16 protein-coding genes are annotated in these 18,130 nt (G+C 71.7%); 2 read left to right on the top strand and 14 right to left on the bottom strand.

What is annotated here, in order from left to right; translation table 11 throughout:
• The first annotated feature begins 96 nt into the window (after positions 1–96).
• Positions 97–615: a hypothetical protein gene (locus ACIP8Z_RS28015; protein ID WP_319322078.1), complete on the top strand. Its 519-nt coding sequence runs from the start codon at positions 97–99 to the stop codon at positions 613–615.
• A gap of 129 nt (positions 616–744) precedes the next feature.
• Here ACIP8Z_RS28015 and ACIP8Z_RS28010 read toward each other — a convergent pair whose 3' ends face one another.
• The 14 genes from ACIP8Z_RS28010 to pyrR form a co-directional block, all read right to left on the bottom strand.
• Positions 745–2,883: a primosomal protein N' gene (locus ACIP8Z_RS28010; RefSeq protein ID WP_402088112.1), complete on the bottom strand. Its 2,139-nt coding sequence runs from the start codon at positions 2,881–2,883 to the stop codon at positions 745–747.
• A 94-nt stretch (positions 2,884–2,977) separates the two neighbouring features.
• Positions 2,978–4,186, bottom strand: coding sequence for a methionine adenosyltransferase (gene metK / locus ACIP8Z_RS28005; protein WP_030316322.1), 1,209 nt, complete (start codon positions 4,184–4,186; stop codon positions 2,978–2,980).
• Between the two features lie 235 nt (positions 4,187–4,421).
• On the bottom strand, positions 4,422–5,633 hold the full coding sequence (gene coaBC, locus ACIP8Z_RS28000; protein WP_402088110.1) for a bifunctional phosphopantothenoylcysteine decarboxylase/phosphopantothenate--cysteine ligase CoaBC: 1,212 nt from the start codon (positions 5,631–5,633) through the stop codon (positions 4,422–4,424).
• 97 nt (positions 5,634–5,730) lie between these two features.
• A complete protein-coding gene (gene rpoZ / locus ACIP8Z_RS27995) occupies positions 5,731–6,003 on the bottom strand; it encodes a DNA-directed RNA polymerase subunit omega (protein WP_030316319.1) in 273 nt (90 codons plus the stop codon).
• A 64-nt stretch (positions 6,004–6,067) separates the two neighbouring features.
• Positions 6,068–6,640 (bottom strand): guanylate kinase, encoded by a 573-nt coding sequence (gmk, locus tag ACIP8Z_RS27990; RefSeq protein ID WP_073914561.1) that lies wholly within the window; start codon positions 6,638–6,640, stop codon positions 6,068–6,070.
• Positions 6,641–6,713: 73 nt separating this feature from the next.
• The gene (locus ACIP8Z_RS27985; RefSeq protein WP_030204477.1) at positions 6,714–7,037 is read right to left on the bottom strand and encodes an integration host factor; all 324 of its coding nucleotides are present in this window, start codon (positions 7,035–7,037) and stop codon (positions 6,714–6,716) included.
• Positions 7,038–7,368: 331 nt separating this feature from the next.
• Positions 7,369–8,181, bottom strand: a complete 813-nt coding sequence (gene pyrF, locus ACIP8Z_RS27980; RefSeq protein WP_402088333.1) for an orotidine-5'-phosphate decarboxylase — start codon at positions 8,179–8,181, stop codon at positions 7,369–7,371.
• Positions 8,182–8,252: 71 nt separating this feature from the next.
• Entirely contained in the window at positions 8,253–9,362 is a 1,110-nt protein-coding gene (locus ACIP8Z_RS27975) for a quinone-dependent dihydroorotate dehydrogenase (protein ID WP_402088107.1), read from the bottom strand.
• A 55-nt stretch (positions 9,363–9,417) separates the two neighbouring features.
• Entirely contained in the window at positions 9,418–12,726 is a 3,309-nt protein-coding gene (gene carB, locus ACIP8Z_RS27970; protein ID WP_402088104.1) for a carbamoyl-phosphate synthase large subunit, read from the bottom strand.
• Positions 12,719–13,861 carry a glutamine-hydrolyzing carbamoyl-phosphate synthase small subunit gene (gene carA / locus ACIP8Z_RS27965; protein ID WP_402088101.1) on the bottom strand — a complete coding sequence of 381 codons (1,143 nt, stop codon included), beginning with the start codon at positions 13,859–13,861 and terminating at the stop codon, positions 12,719–12,721. The genes carB and carA overlap by 8 nt, the downstream gene beginning before the upstream one ends.
• Positions 13,858–14,430 carry a hypothetical protein gene (locus tag ACIP8Z_RS27960; RefSeq protein ID WP_402088098.1) on the bottom strand — a complete coding sequence of 191 codons (573 nt, stop codon included), beginning with the start codon at positions 14,428–14,430 and terminating at the stop codon, positions 13,858–13,860. Before ACIP8Z_RS27960 ends, carA begins: the two co-directional genes overlap by 4 nt.
• Positions 14,427–15,713 (bottom strand): dihydroorotase, encoded by a 1,287-nt coding sequence (locus ACIP8Z_RS27955; protein WP_402088095.1) that lies wholly within the window; start codon positions 15,711–15,713, stop codon positions 14,427–14,429. Before ACIP8Z_RS27955 ends, ACIP8Z_RS27960 begins: the two co-directional genes overlap by 4 nt.
• 2 nt (positions 15,714–15,715) lie before the next feature.
• Positions 15,716–16,702 carry an aspartate carbamoyltransferase catalytic subunit gene (locus tag ACIP8Z_RS27950; protein WP_402088092.1) on the bottom strand — a complete coding sequence of 329 codons (987 nt, stop codon included), beginning with the start codon at positions 16,700–16,702 and terminating at the stop codon, positions 15,716–15,718.
• Positions 16,703–16,789: 87 nt separating this feature from the next.
• A complete protein-coding gene (gene pyrR, locus ACIP8Z_RS27945) occupies positions 16,790–17,356 on the bottom strand; it encodes a bifunctional pyr operon transcriptional regulator/uracil phosphoribosyltransferase PyrR (protein ID WP_329276711.1) in 567 nt (188 codons plus the stop codon).
• Between the two features lie 246 nt (positions 17,357–17,602).
• Between pyrR and bldD the strand changes: the two genes are divergently transcribed.
• On the top strand, positions 17,603–18,103 hold the full coding sequence (gene bldD / locus ACIP8Z_RS27940) for a transcriptional regulator BldD (protein WP_015032294.1): 501 nt from the start codon (positions 17,603–17,605) through the stop codon (positions 18,101–18,103).
• Positions 18,104–18,130 lie beyond the last annotated feature (27 nt).

The following is an 18,130-nucleotide window of genomic DNA, read 5'->3' as shown; positions in this document are numbered from 1 at the left end:
CCCGGGTGGCGCGTTGGTCAAGAGAGATTGACCGAATCGGGTCGCCGTTCCCCCCGGCGGCCCTTCCCCTTACATGCCGGTTCGAGAGGCTTTCACATGGCCGACCACGCAACCCACGACGCCCAGGCTCGGGCGAGTCTGCACCTGCTGGTGCGGGACATCGAGCGGGTCCGGCGGCAGGTGGACGCACTGCGCACGCTCACGGCCCAGCTGGGCAATGTCTACCGCCCTCGCCGCTCCGGCCCGTCCACGGGCTTCGTCGTCTACGGGCGGGCCCCCGCCCCCACCGTTCGTCTCGCCCAGGAGCTGCGGGACAGTGTCGAGACCCTGGTGACCGCGGCGGTCGACTTCGACCGCTCGCTCGGGTTCTCCTGGGACGCGGTGGGCTCCGCGCTCGGAGTCACGAAGCAGGCCGTCCACCGCCGTTACGGTGCCCGGCGCGCCCCCCAGCCGGGTGCCGGCATCGACCAGGACCCGATCGTGGAGCCGAGCGCGACCCGCACGCTCCCCTCGGTGCCCGCCGCCCGCTCGATGCCCCCGCAGCCGACCTCGGGCAGCGCCTCCCTCCGCGAGGAGCCGCGGACCTCGGCCTTCCCCGGCCCCCGCAACGGCTGACCCCCACACGTCGTACGGCCGTCCGTCCCCACCGGGGACGGGCGGCCGTCCCATGCCCCGTCCGGGCACGGCCCTGCCGCAGCGGCCGTCGGACACGAGGGGCGCCCGTTCGACACCCCTCGCGGCCCGTCAGCCGATGTCCGGGGGGTCCACCCGGATCCGCACCGGGTCCCCGCCGCCCCGTGTCATCCGGGCCGCCCTGGCCTGCTTGAGCGCGGTCGCCAGGGCCGCGCCGCTGCCCGGCGGGACCCGGACCAGGGCGCGCTCCCACTGCTCGCCCGGCGGCGGGTCACCCGGTCTCCGGGGTCCCCCCGGACGGACCACCGGCAGCGGCACCGGGCCCAGCACCTCGGCGTCGGCGGGCAGCCCCGCCGCCGCCAGGAGGCCCTCGACGGCCGCCGGCGGACCCGTGACCGCCGCCATCCGGGAGACCGGCGGGAAGCCCAGCTCGGCCCGTTCGGCCAGCTCGCGCTGGGCGTGCCCGACCGGGTCCCAGCGGACGAGGGCCTGCACGGGCCGGAGCGTCGGCTCGGCGACCACGACCACGGTGCCGCCGTCGGGCTGGCCCCGGACGAGCGAGGCCGCGTCGATCCAGCGGCGCAGGGCCTCCTCCCCCGCGCGCAGATCGGGCCGGCCGAGCATGGCCCAGCCGTCGAGGAGCAGCGCGGCCGCGTAGCCGCCCTCGGCGACCGGTTCGGCGCCGGGGGTGCAGACGACGAGCGCGGGGCGCCCGGGCACGGTGTCCAGGATGTGGTCCCGGCCCGAGGTCCTGACCGGCACCGCGGGGAACGCGCGGCCGAGCTCCTCCGCCGTCCGGCGCGCACCGACGACCTGGGCCCGCAGCCGGGTCGAGCCGCACTCCACGCAATGCCAGTCGGAGGCCCCGCGCCCGCACCAGCCGCAGTGCAGCTCCTGCTGCTCGGGGGCCTCCAGGGGCCCGGCGCAGTGGCGGCAGCGGGCGGGCGTCCGGCACCGCTCGCAGGCGAGCCTCGGTACGTATCCCCGGCGGGGCACCTGGACCAGGACCGGCCCGGTCTTAAGTCCCTCCCGCACGGTCTGCCAGGCCAGGGAGGGCAGCCGGGCGGCGCGCGCGGCCTCGTCGCGGGCCAGTTCGCCGTCGCCCACGGTCCGGATCAGCGGGGCGGCCCTGCGGACCTGCTCGCGTCCGGCGAACAGCGTCCTGGCCCAGCCGGACTCGACGAGCTGGGCGGCCTCGACGGTGCAGCCGGTGCTGCCGAGGAGGAAGGCGCAGTGGTCGTGGGCGGCGCGGAGCAGCAGGACCTCGCGGGCGTGGGGCTGCGGGGCGTGCAGCTCGCTGTGGCTGCCGTCGCCGTCGTCCCAGATGACGACGAGCCCGAGGTCCCGGACGGGGGCGAACATCGCGGCCCGGGTGCCGACGACGGCCCGTACCGCGCCGCGCCGCACGGCGAGCCATTGCGCGTACCGCTTCTCGGGGCCCGCCTCGGCGGTGAGCAGGGCGTGTCGCCCCTCCCCCAGGACGGTGGTGAGCGCCGCGTCGACCCGCCCCGCCGCGCGGCCGTCGGGGACGACGACGAGCGCGCCCCGGCCCGAGGCCAGGGTGGCGCCCACGGCGCGGGCGATCTCCTCGGCCCAGTGCGGTCCCGGGAGCGCGTTCCAGACGGCCCGGGGTGTCCCGCCGCGCGTGAGGGAGTCGAGGAAGGCGGGCCCTCGCTCGTACCGCGTCCAGGTGCCCGGTTCCGGCGCGGCGGGCGGTGGCAGCGGCTCCGGCGAGGGGCGGCCCTCGGCGCGGGCGCTGCGCGGCGGCACGGCGAGCTGGAGCACGTCGGCGAGGCTGCCGGCGTACCGGTCGGCGACGGCACGGGCGAGTCCGAGGAGTTCGGGGCCGAGGACCGGTTCCGGGGAGACGACGTCGGCGAGCGCGGCCAGGGGGCCCGAGTAGTCGGAGGTGGCCCGGCGCTCGACGAGGAAGCCGTCGATGAGCCGTCCGCCCTCCCGGCGTCCGTTCTTGACCTGGTGCGCCCCCGCGCCGAAGCGCACCCGCACCCGCACTCCGGGCTGGGCGGCCTCGTCCAGTTCCTCGGGGACCGCGTAGTCGAAGAACTGGTCGAGATGGAGCGACCCCTTGTTCACGACGACCCGCGCGACGGGCAGCTCCTTGGCCAGCGCGGCCCCGCGCCAGGTGCGCGGCTTGGCGCGCGGCACCTTCGCCTGCCGCACGGTCTCCCGAATGAGCGCGAGCTGCTCGGGTTCAGCGGTCTCGCCGGGATTCTCTTTCTCGCTGCTCACAGCCCCATACCTACCAGACGCCACCGACAGCCGGGCATGCCGAAGCCCGGCACCCCCACGGGGTACCGGGCTTCGGTCAGGTGCCTCGGGGGACCTACAGGCCGGCGGCCTGCTTGAGGGCGTCCACGCGGTCCGTGCGCTCCCACGTGAAGTCCGGCAGCTCACGGCCGAAGTGGCCGTAGGCGGCGGTCTGGGAGTAGATCGGGCGGAGCAGGTCGAGGTCACGGATGATCGCGGCCGGGCGGAGGTCGAAGACCTCGGCGATGGCGTTCTCGATCTTCTCGTTGTCGACCGTGTTGGTGCCGAAGGTCTCGACGAAGAGACCGACGGGCTCGGCCTTGCCGATCGCGTAGGCGACCTGGACCTCGCAGCGCGCGGCGAGGCCGGCGGCGACGACGTTCTTGGCGACCCAGCGCATGGCGTAGGCGGCCGAGCGGTCGACCTTGGACGGGTCCTTGCCGGAGAAGGCGCCGCCACCGTGGCGGGCCATGCCGCCGTAGGTGTCGATGATGATCTTGCGGCCGGTGAGGCCGGCGTCGCCCATCGGGCCGCCGATCTCGAAGCGGCCGGTCGGGTTCACCAGGAGGCGGTAGCCGTCGGTGTCGAGCTTGATGCCGTCCTCGACGAGCTGCTTGAGCACGTGCTCGACGACGAACTCGCGGATGTCGGGCGCGAGCAGCGACTCCAGGTCGATGTCGGACGCGTGCTGCGAGGAGACGACGACCGTGTCGAGGCGGACGGCCTTGTCGCCGTCGTACTCGATGGTGACCTGGGTCTTGCCGTCGGGGCGCAGGTACGGGATGGTGCCGTTCTTGCGGACCTCGGTCAGCCGGCGGGAGAGCCGGTGCGCGATGTGGATCGGCAGCGGCATCAGCTCGGGGGTCTCGTCCGACGCGTAGCCGAACATCAGGCCCTGGTCGCCGGCGCCCTGCTTGTCCAGCTCGTCCTCGTCGCCCTCGACCCGCTGCTCGTACGCGGTGTCCACGCCCTGGGCGATGTCCGGGGACTGAGACCCGATGGACACCGACACGCCGCAGGAGGCGCCGTCGAAGCCCTTCTTCGAGGAGTCGTAACCGATCTCGAGGATCTTGTTCCGGACGAGGGTCGGGATGTCCGCCCACGCCTTGGTGGTCACCTCACCGGCGACGTGCACGAGGCCGGTGGTGATCAGCGTCTCGACGGCGACGCGCGAGGTGGGGTCCTCTCGCAGCAGTGCGTCGAGGATGGTGTCGCTGATCTGGTCAGCGATCTTGTCGGGGTGTCCCTCGGTGACGGACTCCGAGGTGAACAGACGACGGGACACAACGCTCCCTGGGGTTGCAGCGGCTGCTGGCTCTTCTTTGTCGGACCGGCAGGGGGCTGCGCCCCAAGACGTTCCGCGGACAGTCTATCGGTCGTGGTCGCGGGATGGACCAGGTGTCTCGCCTGGCGAATGCCCTGAGCGGGTGAATCCGGCCGCTTCGCGGCGGGTGAACCCCCTGATGGGGCGTACATCACACGCGTCCCGCCGGATTCGTGGTCCTCGTGGGCCGGATGCGTCAGGTCGTGGTGCGCAGCCGCGGCAGGACCAGGTCCCAGACCGTCTCGGCGAGCGCTTCCTTCGGACCGTACGGTACGGGGGTCTCGGCGCCGTCCGAGGCGAGCACGACGGCCTCGTTCTCCTCGGAGCCGAAGGTCTTGCGCTCCCCCACCTCGTTGACGACGAGGAGGTCGCAGCCCTTGCGGCGGAGCTTCTCGCGGCCGTGGGCGAGGACGTCGTCGGTCTCGGCGGCGAAGCCGACGACCACCTGACCCGGCAGGGCCCGGTCGGCGGAGATCTCGGCCAGGATGTCGGGGTTGCGGACGAGCTCGACGGTGGGCGCTCCGCCGTCGTCCTTCTTCTTGATCTTCCCGGTGGCGTAGACGGCCGGGCGGAAGTCGGCCACGGCGGCCGCCATGACCACGGCGTCGGCGTCGGCGACGGCCTTGAGCACGGCCTCGCGGAGCTGGACGGCGGTGCCGACGTGGACGACGTCGACGCCGGCCGGGTCGGGGATGCCGGTGTTGGCCTCGACGAGGGTGACCCGGGCGCCCCGGGCGGCGGCGGCCCGCGCGAGCGCGTACCCCTGCTTGCCGGAGGAGCGGTTGCCCAGGTAGCGGACGGGGTCGAGGGGCTCCCGGGTGCCGCCGGCGCTGACCACGACGTGCCGTCCCACGAGGTCGGGGGCCGCGGTGCCGCGGGCGAGGATCCTCCGGCAGATCTCGAAGATCTCCGCCGGGTCGGGCAGCCGGCCCTTGCCGGTGTCGACGCCGGTGAGGCGGCCGACGGCCGGCTCGATGACGACGGCGCCGCGGCGGCGCAGGGTCGCCACGTTCTCCTGGGTCGCCGGGTGCTCCCACATCTCGGTGTGCATGGCGGGGGCGAAGACGACGGGACAGCGCGCGGTGAGCAGCGTGTTGGTGAGCAGGTCGTCCGCGAGGCCGTGGGCGGCCTTGGCGAGCATGTCGGCGGTGGCGGGGGCGACCACGACGAGGTCGGCGGCCTGGCCGATGCGGACGTGCGGCACCTCGTGGACGCTCTCCCACACCTCGGTCGACACGGGGTTGCCGGAGAGCGCGGACCAGGTGGCGGCGCCGACGAAGTGGAGGGCGGAGTCGGTGGGGACGACGCGGACGTCGTGGCCCGACTCGGTGAGCCGCCGGAGCAGCTCGCAGGCCTTGTAGGCGGCGATGCCGCCGCTGACGCCCAGAACGACCTTCGGCTTGGTCACCACTGCCACTCCCCGCACTCGGATGCCTACGACTCCATCAGACACCACAGGCCCGGCGGATGTTCCGCCGGGCCTGTGGTGAAGAAACGTGACGTGCTTACGTGGCCGGGCCCTCGATGGCCTCGGACGTCAGCAGACCCGCGTTGATCTCGCGCAGGGCGATCGAGAGCGGCTTCTCGTGGACGTGGGTGTCGACCAGCGGACCCACGTACTCCAGCAGGCCCTCGCCGAGCTGGGAGTAGTACGCATTGATCTGACGCGCGCGCTTGGCCGCGTAGATCACGAGGCTGTACTTCGAGTCCGTGGCCTCGAGCAGCTCGTCGATCGGCGGGTTGATGATGCCCTCGGGCGCGGTGATGGAAGAGGACACGCTCTACCTTCCGAAGATGGAAAAAGGATCGGACAGCCGTTGGGTGTCCGGGGGAACAAGTGGATCATTCCCCAGAAGTCAACAGCATCAACGTTAGCAGCTCACGCGCAACGTCCTCGACGGAGGTGTTGACGAGGGTGGTGTCGAACTCCGACTCGGCGGCCAGCTCGACCTTCGCGGCGGCGAGCCGACGCTCGATGACCTCGGGCGACTCGGTGCCTCGGCCGGTGAGGCGGCGGACCAGTTCCTCCCAGCTCGGCGGGGCCAGGAAGACCAGCTGGGACTCGGACATCGAGTCCTTCACCTGGCGGGCGCCCTGGAGGTCGATCTCCAGGAGCACGGGCTCGCCGGCGTCGAGGCGGTCGAGGACCGCGCGGCGCGGGGTGCCGTAGCGGTTGCCCGCGAACTCGGCCCATTCGAGGAGCTCACCGTTGGCGATCAGCTTGTCGAACTCGTCGTCCGTCACGAAGAAGTAGTGGACGCCGTGCTTCTCGCCGGGGCGGGGCTTCCGTGTCGTCGCCGACACCGAGAGCCAGACCTCGGGGTGGACCTTGCGCATATGAGCGACGACCGTGCTCTTGCCGACCCCTGAGGGGCCGGAGAGCACGGTCAGCCGCGGACGTACCTCTGCTGCCATGCAGCGATTATTCCAGCTTTACCGGTGTGCCCGGGACGCGTGTCCCGGATCGGTAGCCGGACCGGTCGCCGGATCAGGCGCCGGTGCTGCCGAACTCGCGCTCCAGGGAGGCGATCTGGTTGGAACCGAGACCGCGCACCCGGCGGCTCTCGGAGATGCCGAGCCGCTCCATGATCTGCTTGGCGCGGACCTTGCCCACGCCGGGCAGGGACTCGAGCAGCGCGGAGACCTTCATCTTGCCGATGACGTCGTTCTCCTGGCCGGTCTTGATGACCTCGTGGAGGGAGGCGCCGGAGTGCTTGAGTCGATTCTTGACCTCGGCCCGCTCCCGGCGAGCCGCGGCGGCCTTTTCGAGCGCGGCTGCGCGCTGTTCAGGGGTAAGGGGCGGAAGAGCCACGCCTACGTCACCTCGGATGTCGATCTGTCGGATACGGACCGGTGAGGAACCTCGCGCCCCACACCAGTGGAGCAACGCTCAACGGAGTGGTCGTTGAACGCCTGCTCTGCCCCGGAGACTAGCGGCCGAGGCCGCTCCAGTCAGCGAGAACGGAGGAAAAGTCCTGGTCAGCATCGACCGACCGGGACTTTTCCGGCAAAACGACCCGGTTTTGAGCCAAGTTTTCGTCAAGTAGTGAGACGGCCCGGTGGGACGGGTCGTCCCACCGGGCCGAAACAGTGCCGACATCCGGGCCGATCCGCTCCGACCTGCGGAGAGACCGTGATGCTCGTTACCCGGCGACGGCCGCGCGGATCTCGTCCGCGTACCGGTGCGCCGCGTCCCGCAGGGCGGCCGCGTCCGGTCCGTGCCGCAGGACCCCGCGGCTGACGTTCGGGACGACGTTGCCGACGGCCGCGCCGAAGACGGCCGGGAGGTCGGCCGGGGTCGCGCCCTGGGCGCCGATGCCGGGGGCGAGGAGCGGGCCGTTGATGTCCAGGTCGAACGAGGACAGGTCGCCGAGGGTCGCACCGACGACCGCGCCGAAGGAGCCCATCGGGGTCTCCCCCGCGTTCTCCGCGGCGAGGTGGCCCAGCATGGTGGCGCCGATCGTGCGGCCGTCCTCACGGACGGCCCGCTGGACCTCCGCGCCCTCCGGGTTGGACGTCAGGGCCAGGACGAAGAGACCGGCGCCGGACTCGCGGGCCAGGTCCACGGCCGGCTTCAGGGAGCCGTAGCCGAGGTACGGGGAGACCGTGAGCGCGTCGGAGAAGAGCGGGGAGTCCTTGCGCAGGTAGGTCTCGGCGTACGCGGCCATGGTCGAGCCGATGTCGCCGCGCTTGGCGTCCATGACGACCAGACCGCCCGCCGCGCGCAGAGCGGCCGTGGCGCGCTCCAGGACCGCGACACCGCGTGAGCCGAAGCGCTCGAAGAAGGCGGACTGCGGCTTGAAGACGGCCACGGTGTCCGCGAGCGCCTCGACGACGGTGAAGGTGAACCGCTCGAGGCCGGCGATGTCGTCGGTCAGGCCCCAGGAGTCGAGCAGGGCGGCGTGCGGGTCGATGCCGACGCAGAGCGGGCCGCGCTCGTCCATGGCGGAGCGCAGACGGGTGCCGAAGGTGAGGGGCCGCCCGAAGGGCGTCGTCGAGGAGCGGTGGTCGGGCGACGGGAGGGCAGTCACTTGACGGCCTTTCGGGAGTCGGCGCCGACGGCCTCGGCGAGGGTGGCGTACGGGGAGGCCGCGAGGCGTGCGGCGAGGCCCTTGTGGATCGCGCGGGCGTAGAACGGGCCCTCGTAGATGAAGGCGCTGTAGCCCTGGATCAGGGTGGCGCCGGCGAGGATGCGCTGCCAGGCGTCCTCGGCGTTCTCGATGCCGCCGACGCCCACGAGGACCAGGCGGTCCCCCACGCGCGCGTGGAGGCGCCTGAGGACCGCGAGGGAGCGCTCCTTGACGGGCGCGCCGGAGAGGCCGCCGGTCTCCTTGATCAGCGCGGGGTCGGACTTCAGGCCGAGGCCCTCGCGCGCGATGGTGGTGTTGGTCGCGATGATGCCGTCCAGGCCGAGCTCCAGGGCGAGGTCGGCGACCGCGTCGACGTCCTCGTCGGCCAGGTCGGGGGCGATCTTGACCAGGAGCGGGACCCGGCGATCGGTGACCGTGCGGTCGGCGGCTTCCCGGACGGCCGTGAGGAGCGGCCGCAGGGACTCGGTGGCCTGGAGGTTGCGCAGGCCGGGGGTGTTCGGCGAGGAGACGTTCACGACGAGGTAGTCGGCGTGCGCGGCGAGGCGCTCGGTGGACTTCACGTAGTCGGCGGCGGCCTCGGCCTCGGGGACGACCTTCGTCTTGCCGATGTTGACGCCGACGACGGTCCTGAAGACCGGTACGCGCGCGTGGAGGCGTGCGGCGACGGCGGCGGAGCCCTCGTTGTTGAAGCCCATGCGGTTGATGAGCGCGCGGTCCGGGATCAGCCGGAAGAGGCGCTTCTTCGGGTTGCCGGGCTGGGCCTCGCCGGTGACGGTGCCGATCTCGACGTGATCGAAGCCGAGCATCGACATGCCGTCGATGGCGACGGCGTTCTTGTCGAAGCCGGCGGCGAGCCCGAAGGGGCCGTGCATCCGCAGGCCGAGGGCCTCGGTGCGCAGCTCCTTGTACCGGGGCGCGAGGACGGCGGCGACGAAGGTCCGCAGGACGGGGACGCGGGCGGCGAGGCGGATCCAGCGGAAGGCCAGGTGGTGGGCCTTCTCGGGGTCCATGCGCTTGAAGACGAGGTCGAAGAAGAACTTGTACATGTGGGTGTCCTCAGCAAGAGGGGGACACCGTTTCCGGTGTCCCCCTCGTGGGTTGCTAGTCGCGGGCCGCGGTCAGGTGTTCCGCGTGTTCCTGGAGCGAGCGGACCCCGACATCGCCCCGGTTGAGCGCGTCGATGCCCTGGACGGCCGCGGCGAGCGCCTGGACCGTGGTGAGGCACGGGACGCTGCGCGCCACCGCGGCCGTACGGATCTCGTAGCCGTCGAGGCGGCCGCCGGTGCCGTACGGGGTGTTGACGATCAGGTCGACCTGGCCGTCGTGGATGAGCTGGACGATCGTCTTCTCGCCGTTCGGGCCCTCGCCCTCGCTCAGCTTGCGCACGATCGTGGCGTTGATGCCGTTGCGCTTGAGGACCTCGGCGGTGCCGGAGGTGGCGAGCAGCTCGAAGCCGTGGGCGACCAGCTCGCGCGCCGGGAAGATCATCGAGCGCTTGTCGCGGTTGGCGACCGAGATGAACGCGCGGCCCTTGGTGGGCAGCGGGCCGTAGGCGCCGGCCTGCGACTTGGCGTACGCCGTGCCGAAGACCGCGTCGATGCCCATGACCTCGCCGGTGGAGCGCATCTCCGGGCCGAGGACCGTGTCGACGCCGCGGCCGTGCACGTCGCGGAAGCGCGACCACGGCATCACGGCCTCCTTGACGGAGATCGGCGCGTCGAGCGGCAGGGTGCCGCCGTCGCCGGTCTTCGGCAGCAGGCCCTCGGCGCGCAGCTCGGCGATGGTGGCGCCGAGCGAGATGCGGGCGGCGGCCTTCGCGAGCGGGACGGCGGTCGCCTTCGACGTGAAGGGGACGGTCCGGGAGGCCCGCGGGTTGGCCTCCAGGACGTAGAGGATGTCGCCGGCCATGGCGAACTGGATGTTGATCAGGCCGCGCACGCCGACGCCCTTGGCGATGGCCTCGGTGGAGGCGCGCAGACGCTTGATGTCGAAGCCGCCGAGAGTGATCGGGGGCAGGGCGCAGGCCGAGTCGCCGGAGTGGATGCCGGCTTCCTCGATGTGCTCCATGACGCCGCCGAGGTAGAGCTCGTGGCCGTCGTAGAGGGCGTCGACGTCGATCTCGATGGCGTCGTCGAGGAAGCGGTCGACCAGGACCGGCCGGGTGGGGCTGATCTCGGTGGACTCGGCGATGTACGACTCCAGGCGGGCCTCGTCGTACACGATCTCCATGCCGCGGCCGCCGAGCACGTACGAGGGGCGTACGAGGACGGGGTAGCCGATCTCGTCGGCGATGGCCTTGGCGCCGGCGAAGGTGGTCGCGGTGCCGTGCTTGGGCGCGGGGAGGCCGGCGTCGGCGAGGACCTGGCCGAAGGCGCCGCGGTCCTCGGCGGCGTGGATGGCCTCCGGGGAGGTGCCGACGACCGGCACGCCGTTGTCCTTGAGCGCCTGCGAGAGGCCCAGCGGGGTCTGGCCGCCGAGCTGGACGACGACACCGGCGACGGGGCCCGCGAGGGTCTCCGCGTGGACGATCTCCAGCACGTCCTCGAGCGTCAGCGGCTCGAAGTACAGGCGGTCGGAGGTGTCGTAGTCCGTGGAGACGGTCTCCGGGTTGCAGTTGACCATCACGGTCTCGTAACCGGCATCGCTCAGGGCGAAGGAGGCGTGGACGCAGGAGTAGTCGAACTCGATGCCCTGGCCGATGCGGTTCGGGCCGGAGCCCAGGATGATCACCGCGGGCTTGCTGCGGGGCGCGACCTCGGTCTCCTCGTCGTACGAGGAGTAGAAGTACGGGGTCTTGGCGGCGAACTCGGCGGCGCAGGTGTCGACCGTCTTGTAGACCGGACGGACGCCGAGGGCGTGCCTGACCTCGCGGACGACGTCCTCGCGCAGCCCGCGGATCTCGGCGATCTGGGCGTCGGAGAAGCCGTGGCGCTTGGCCTCGGCGAGGATCTCCGGGTGGAGCTTGTCGGCGGCGGCCAGCTCGTCGGCGATCTCCTTGATCAGGAAGAGCTGGTCGACGAACCACGGGTCGATCTTCGTGGCGTCGAAGACCTCCTCCGGGGTGGCTCCGGCGCGGATGGCCTGCATGACGGTGTTGATGCGGCCGTCGGTCGGGCGGACCGCGTCGCGGAGCAGCTCGGCCTTGTCGCCGGGCTCGCCGACGAAGGTGAACTGCGAGCCCTTCTTCTCCAGGGAGCGCAGGGCCTTCTGGAGGGCCTCGGTGAAGTTGCGGCCGATCGCCATGGCCTCGCCGACCGACTTCATGGTCGTGGTCAGCGTGGAGTCGGCGGAGGGGAACTTCTCGAAGGCGAACCGCGGGGCCTTGACGACGACGTAGTCGAGCGTGGGCTCGAAGGACGCCGGGGTCTTCTCCGTGATGTCGTTCGGGATCTCGTCCAGCGTGTAGCCGACGGCGAGACGGGCCGCGATCTTGGCGATCGGGAAGCCGGTCGCCTTGGAGGCGAGCGCCGAGGAGCGGGAGACGCGCGGGTTCATCTCGATGACGATGATCCGGCCGTCGACCGGGTCGATCGCGAACTGGATGTTGCAGCCGCCGGTGTCGACGCCGACCTCGCGGATGATCGCGATGCCGATGTCGCGGAGCCGCTGGTACTCGCGGTCGGTGAGGGTCATCGCCGGGGCGACGGTGATCGAGTCACCGGTGTGGACGCCCATCGGGTCGAAGTTCTCGATGGAGCAGACGACCACGACGTTGTCGTTCTTGTCGCGCATCAGCTCCAGCTCGTACTCCTTCCAGCCGAGGATGGACTCCTCCAGGAGCACCTCGGTGGTCGGGGAGAGCGTGAGGCCCTGGCCGGCGATGCGGCGCAGCTCTTCCTCGTCGTGGGCGAAGCCGGAGCCGGCGCCGCCCATGGTGAAGGAGGGGCGGACGACGACGGGGTAGCCGCCGAGGGTGTCGACGCCCTTGATGACGTCGTCCATCGTGTGGCAGATGACCGAGCGGGCGGACTCGCCGTAGCCGATCTTGGCCTTGACGGCCTCGACGACGCCCTTGAAGAGGTCGCGGTCCTCGCCCTTGTTGATGGCCTCGACGTTGGCGCCGATGAGCTCGACGCCGTACTTCTCCAGGACGCCCTGCTCGTGCATGGAGATCGCGGTGTTGAGCGCGGTCTGGCCACCGAGGGTGGGCAGGAGGGCGTCGGGGCGCTCCTTGGCGATGATCTTCTCGACGAACTCCGGGGTGATCGGCTCGACGTAGGTGGCGTCGGCGATCTCCGGGTCGGTCATGATCGTGGCCGGGTTGGAGTTGACCAGGATCACCCGCAGGCCCTCGGCCTTGAGGATGCGGCAGGCCTGGGTGCCGGAGTAGTCGAACTCGGCGGCCTGGCCGATGACGATCGGGCCGGAGCCGATGACCAGGACGGACTGGATATCGGTGCGCTTAGGCACGCTCGGCCTCCATCAGGGATACGAAACGGTCGAAGAGGTACGCGGCGTCGTGCGGGCCCGCGGCCGCCTCGGGGTGGTACTGGACGGAGAAGGCCGGCTGGTCGAGCAGCTGGAGGCCTTCCACGACGTTGTCGTTCAGGCAGACGTGCGAGACCTCGGCACGCCCGAAGGGGGTCTCGGAGACCGTGTCGAGGGGCGCGTCGACGGCGAAGCCGTGGTTGTGCGCGGTGATCTCGACCTTGCCGGTCGTACGGTCCTGGACCGGCTGGTTGATGCCCCGGTGGCCGTACTTCAGCTTGTAGGTGCCGAAGCCGAGCGCGCGGCCGAGGATCTGGTTGCCGAAGCAGATGCCGAAGAGCGGCGTCCTGCGCTCCAGGACAGCCCGCATGAGGGCCACGGGGCCGTCCGCGGTGGCCGGGTCGCCCGGGCCGTTGGAGAAGAACACGCCGTCCGGGGCGACCGCGTACACGTCCTCGGCGGTGGCGGTGGCGGGCAGCACGTGGACCTCGATGCCGCGCTCGGCCATGCGGTGGGGGGTCATGCCCTTGATGCCGAGGTCGATCGCGGCGACGGTGAACCGCTTGGTGCCGATCGCGGGGACGACGTACGTCTCCTTGGTGGCGACCTCGGCGGAAAGGTCCGCGCCCTTCATCTCGGGCTGCTGGCGGACCTCGGCGAGCATGGTGCCCTCGTCCGGCAGCGCGCTGCCGGAGAAGATGCCGACGCGCATGGCGCCGCTCTCACGCAGGTGGCGGGTGAGGGCGCGGGTGTCGACGCCGGAGATGCCGACGACGCCCTGGTCGCGGAGCTCCTCGTCCAGCGAGCGCCGGGCGCGCCAGTTGGAGGAGACGCGGGCGGGGTCGCGGACCACGTAGCCGGAGACCCAGATGCGGCCGGACTCGGGGTCCTCGTCGTTGACGCCCGTGTTGCCGACGTGCGGGGCGGTCATGACGACGACCTGGCGGTGGTACGACGGGTCGGTGAGGGTCTCCTGGTAGCCGGTCATGCCGGTGGAGAACACGGCCTCGCCGAAGGTCTCCCCCACGGCCCCGTAGGCGCGGCCGCGGAAGATGCGGCCGTCCTCCAGGACGAGTACGGCGGGAACCTTGCTGGTTCCCCGGGTGGAGGTCGTCATCGTGCGATGCCTTCCGTCGTGGTGATCATGGAGTTGATGGCCTCGACCCAGGCGGTGTGCTCGGCCGCCCGGTCGGACCGGAAGCCTGAGTCGAGCAGCTTGTCGCCGTGCGTCCAGGTGACGATCAGCAGGCCGCCCTCGGCGAGGACCTTGCCCGCGATGCCCTTGTCGAGGCGCGCCTCGCGCAGGGCCTCGGCCGGGACGAAGAAGTCGTTCGCCCCGGGGCGTACGACCGCGAGCCCGGCGTCGGTGAGCGTGAGCTCGACGCGGCTGCGGGTGCCGAGACCGTGGGCCACGATCCGGTCGAGCCACTGCCCGGCGGTCGTGGAGCCGTGGTAGCGCCCGCTGAGAGTCAGTCTCGCCGTACCGGCCGCCTCGGGCGCGGTGGGGAGCTCGGGGAGGTCCGACTGGAGGCTGCCGCGCCACTTCCAGCCCTGGCGCATCAGCCAGTACACGAAGGCGATGAAGAGCAGCAGTCCGGCGACCCAGCCGAGCCGTCCGGCCCAGTCGGTCACCTCCGCCGACTTCTGATCGGCAGCCTCTGCGGCGATTGCGATGAGTGGTGTCACGCCAGCTTCCCGTCCACGACCGTTGCCCGGCCCCGCAGGAAGGTGTGGGTGACGCGTCCCGGCAGCTCACGGCCCTCGTAGGGGGTGTTTCGGCTGCGGGAGGCGAAGTCCGCGGGGTCCACGACACCACGGTAAGCCGGATCGACCAGCGTCAGGTTCGCGGGCTCACCAGCCGAGACGGGTCGTCCGTGGCCCGTGGCCCGTCCGATGCGGGCGGGCGCGAAGGACATCCGGTCGGCGACGCCGGCCCAGTCGAGGAGGCCGGTCTCGACCATCGTCTGCTGGACGACGGAGAGCGCGGTCTCCAGGCCGACCATGCCCATGGCGGCCGCGGCCCACTCGCAGTCCTTGTCCTCGTGGGGGTGCGGGGCGTGGTCGGTGGCGACGATGTCGATCGTGCCGTCGGCCAGCGCCTCGCGGAGCGCGAGGACGTCCTTCTCGGTGCGCAGCGGCGGGTTGACCTTGTAGACCGGGTTGTAGCTCCGGACCATCTCGTCGGTGAGGAGGAGGTGGTGCGGGGTGACCTCGGCGGTGACGTCGATGCCGCGGGACTTGGCCCAGCGGACGATCTCGACGGAGCCGGCGGTGGAGAGGTGGCAGATGTGGACGCGGGAGCCGACGTGCTCGGCGAGGAGGACGTCGCGGGCGATGATCGACTCCTCGGCGACGGCCGGCCAGCCGCCGAGACCGAGCTCGGCCGAGACGATGCCCTCGTTCATCTGGGCGCCCTCGGTGAGGCGGGGCTCCTGGGCGTGCTGGGCGACGACGCCGTCGAAGGCCTTCACGTACTCCAGGGCGCGGCGCATGATCACGGCGTCGTCGACGCACTTGCCGTCGTCGGAGAAGACGGTGACGCCGGCGGCGGAGTCGTGCATGGCGCCGAGCTCGGCGAGCTTCTTGCCCTCCAGGCCGACGGTGACGGCGCCGATGGGCTGCACGTCGCAGTAGCCGGACTCCTTGCCGAGCCGGTAGACCTGCTCGACGACACCGGCGGTGTCGGCGACCGGGTGGGTGTTGGCCATGGCGAAGACGGCCGTGAAGCCGCCGGAGGCGGCGGCGCGGGTGCCGGTGAGGACGGTCTCGGAGTCCTCGCGGCCGGGCTCGCGCAGGTGGGTGTGGAGGTCGACGAGGCCGGGCAGCAGGATCTGGCCCTCGGCCTCGATCACGGTGGCGCCCTCGGCGGACAGGCCGGCACCGACCTCGGCGATGGTCTCGCCGTCGATCAGCACGTCCTGGACGGCGCCGCCCAGCACCTGCGCACCGCGGATAAGGATCTTGCTCATCTTTACTTGTTCTCCTCGGTACGGGTGTGGGTGACGGCGGAGTCGGAGTCGTTGCCGCCCAGAAGCAGGTAGAGGACCGCCATCCGGACGGAGACGCCGTTGGCGACCTGCTCGACGACCGTGCAGCGGTCGGAGTCGGCGACCTCGGCGGTGATCTCCATGCCGCGGACCATGGGGCCGGGGTGCATGACGATGGCGTGCTCGGGCATCTTCGCCATCCGCGCGCCGTCGAGCCCGTACCGGCGCGAGTACTCGCGCTCGGTGGGGAAGAAGGCGGCGTTCATCCGCTCGCGCTGCACACGCAGCATCATGACCGCGTCGGACTTCGGCAGCACGCGGTCGAGGTCGTACGAGATCTCGCAGGGCCAGGTCTCGACGCCGACGGGGACCAGGGTGGGCGGGGCCACCAGGGTGACCTCGGCGCCGAGGGTGTGCAGCAGGTCGACGTTGGAGCGGGCGACCCGGCTGTGCAGGACGTCGCCGACGAGCGTGATCCGCTTGCCCTGGAGGTCGCGGCCGAGGCCGGCGTCCCGGCCGACCAGGCGGCGGCGCATGGTGAAGGCGTCCAGGAGGGCCTGGGTGGGGTGCTGGTGGGTGCCGTCGCCGGCGTTGATGACGGGGGCGTCGATCCAGCCGGAGGTGGCGAGGCGGTACGGGGCTCCGGAGGCGCCGTGGCGGATGACGACCGCGTCGACACCCATGGCCTCCAGGGTCTGCGCGGTGTCCTTGAGGGACTCGCCCTTGGAGACGCTGGAGCCCTTGGCGGCGAAGTTGATCACGTCGGCGGAGAGGCGCTTCTCGGCGGCCTCGAAGGAGATCCGGGTCCGGGTGGAGTCCTCGAAGAACAGGTTGCAGATGGTCCGGCCGCGCAGGGTCGGCAGCTTCCGGATGGGCCGGTCGGCCACCCGGGCCATCTCCTCGGCGGTGTCGAGGATCAGGACGGCGTCGTCGCGGGTGAGGTCGGCGGCCGAGATGAGGTGACGCATCATCGGTGTGTCTCTCCGTGGTGGGGAGGTGTGAGGGCATGCGGGGGCGCAGGGGGGTGCCCCGGCCCCGCGAGGGAAAGGCCGGTCCGGCTAGGCGGTGGGCCGGGCGCCGAGCAGGACGGTGTCGCGACCGTCCTCCTCGGCGAGCTGGACCTTGACCGTCTCCCGCAGCGACGTGGGGAGGTTCTTGCCGACGTAGTCGGCGCGGATCGGAAGCTCGCGGTGGCCGCGGTCGACGAGGACGGCGAGCTGGACCGCACGGGGGCGGCCGATGTCGCCGAGGGCGTCGAGGGCGGCGCGGATGGTGCGGCCGGAGAAGAGCACGTCGTCGACGAGGACGACCAGGCGGCCGTCGACGCCGTCACCGGGGATCTCGGTGCGGCCGAGGGCGCGGGCCGGCTTCATCCGCAGGTCGTCCCGGTACATGGTGATGTCCAGGGAGCCGACGGGGACCTTGGTGCCGGTGATCGATTCGAGCTTCTCGGCGAGCCGGCGGGCGAGGAACACACCGCGGGTGGGAATGCCGAGGAGAACCACGTCGTCTGCGCCCTTGGCGCGCTCGACGATCTCGTGTGCGATGCGGGTCAGGACCCGCGCGATGTCGGGGGCCTCGAGAACGGGCCGCGCGTCGTCGCCGTACTGCTGCTGGGTGTCCATGAAGAAACGGACCTCCTTCTCCGCCTCACGGGACGGCTCTTAAAGGACGTCGGATTTGCGACGTCAACGATACCAGGGGCGGACGGAGGCCTCCCTCGCACCCCTGGCGCCACTCCGGGCGCCGTCCCCCGGGAGGGGGCGGTACGGACCATTCGGCTTGACGGGAAAGAGTAACGCTGCGTAACCTCACAGTGAGTTACCAGCCGCGCGGCGCAGCCGCATGTCGTCACAGCGTCCGGGAGCGTTATGTCCAGCGAATACGCAAAGCAGCTCGGGGCCAAACTCCGTGCCATCCGCACCCAGCAGGGTCTCTCGCTCCACGGGGTGGAGGAGAAGTCCCAGGGCCGCTGGAAGGCGGTCGTGGTCGGTTCGTACGAGCGCGGGGACCGCGCGGTGACCGTGCAGCGTCTTGCCGAGCTGGCCGACTTCTACGGGGTGCCGGTGCAGGAGCTCCTGCCGGGCACCACGCCGGGCGGGGCCGCCGAGCCGCCGCCGAAGCTCGTGCTCGACCTGGAGCGCCTGGCGCACGTCCCCCAGGAGAAGGCCGGCCCCCTCCAGCGCTACGCGGCGACGATCCAGTCGCAGCGCGGCGACTACAACGGCAAGGTGCTGTCGATCCGTCAGGACGACCTGCGCACCCTCGCCGTCATCTACGACCAGTCCCCCTCGGTCCTCACCGAGCAGCTCATCAGCTGGGGCGTCCTCGACGCGGACGCGCGCCGCGCGGTCGCCCACGAGGAGAACTGACCCCCTCTGGGGACCCAGCAGAAACGT

Source organism: Streptomyces sp. NPDC088553, assembly GCF_044752965.1.
Taxonomy (GTDB): domain Bacteria; phylum Actinomycetota; class Actinomycetes; order Streptomycetales; family Streptomycetaceae; genus Streptomyces.
The sequence above is the reverse complement of the archived record's forward strand: the minus strand, read 5'-3'. Positions and strand labels throughout refer to the sequence as shown.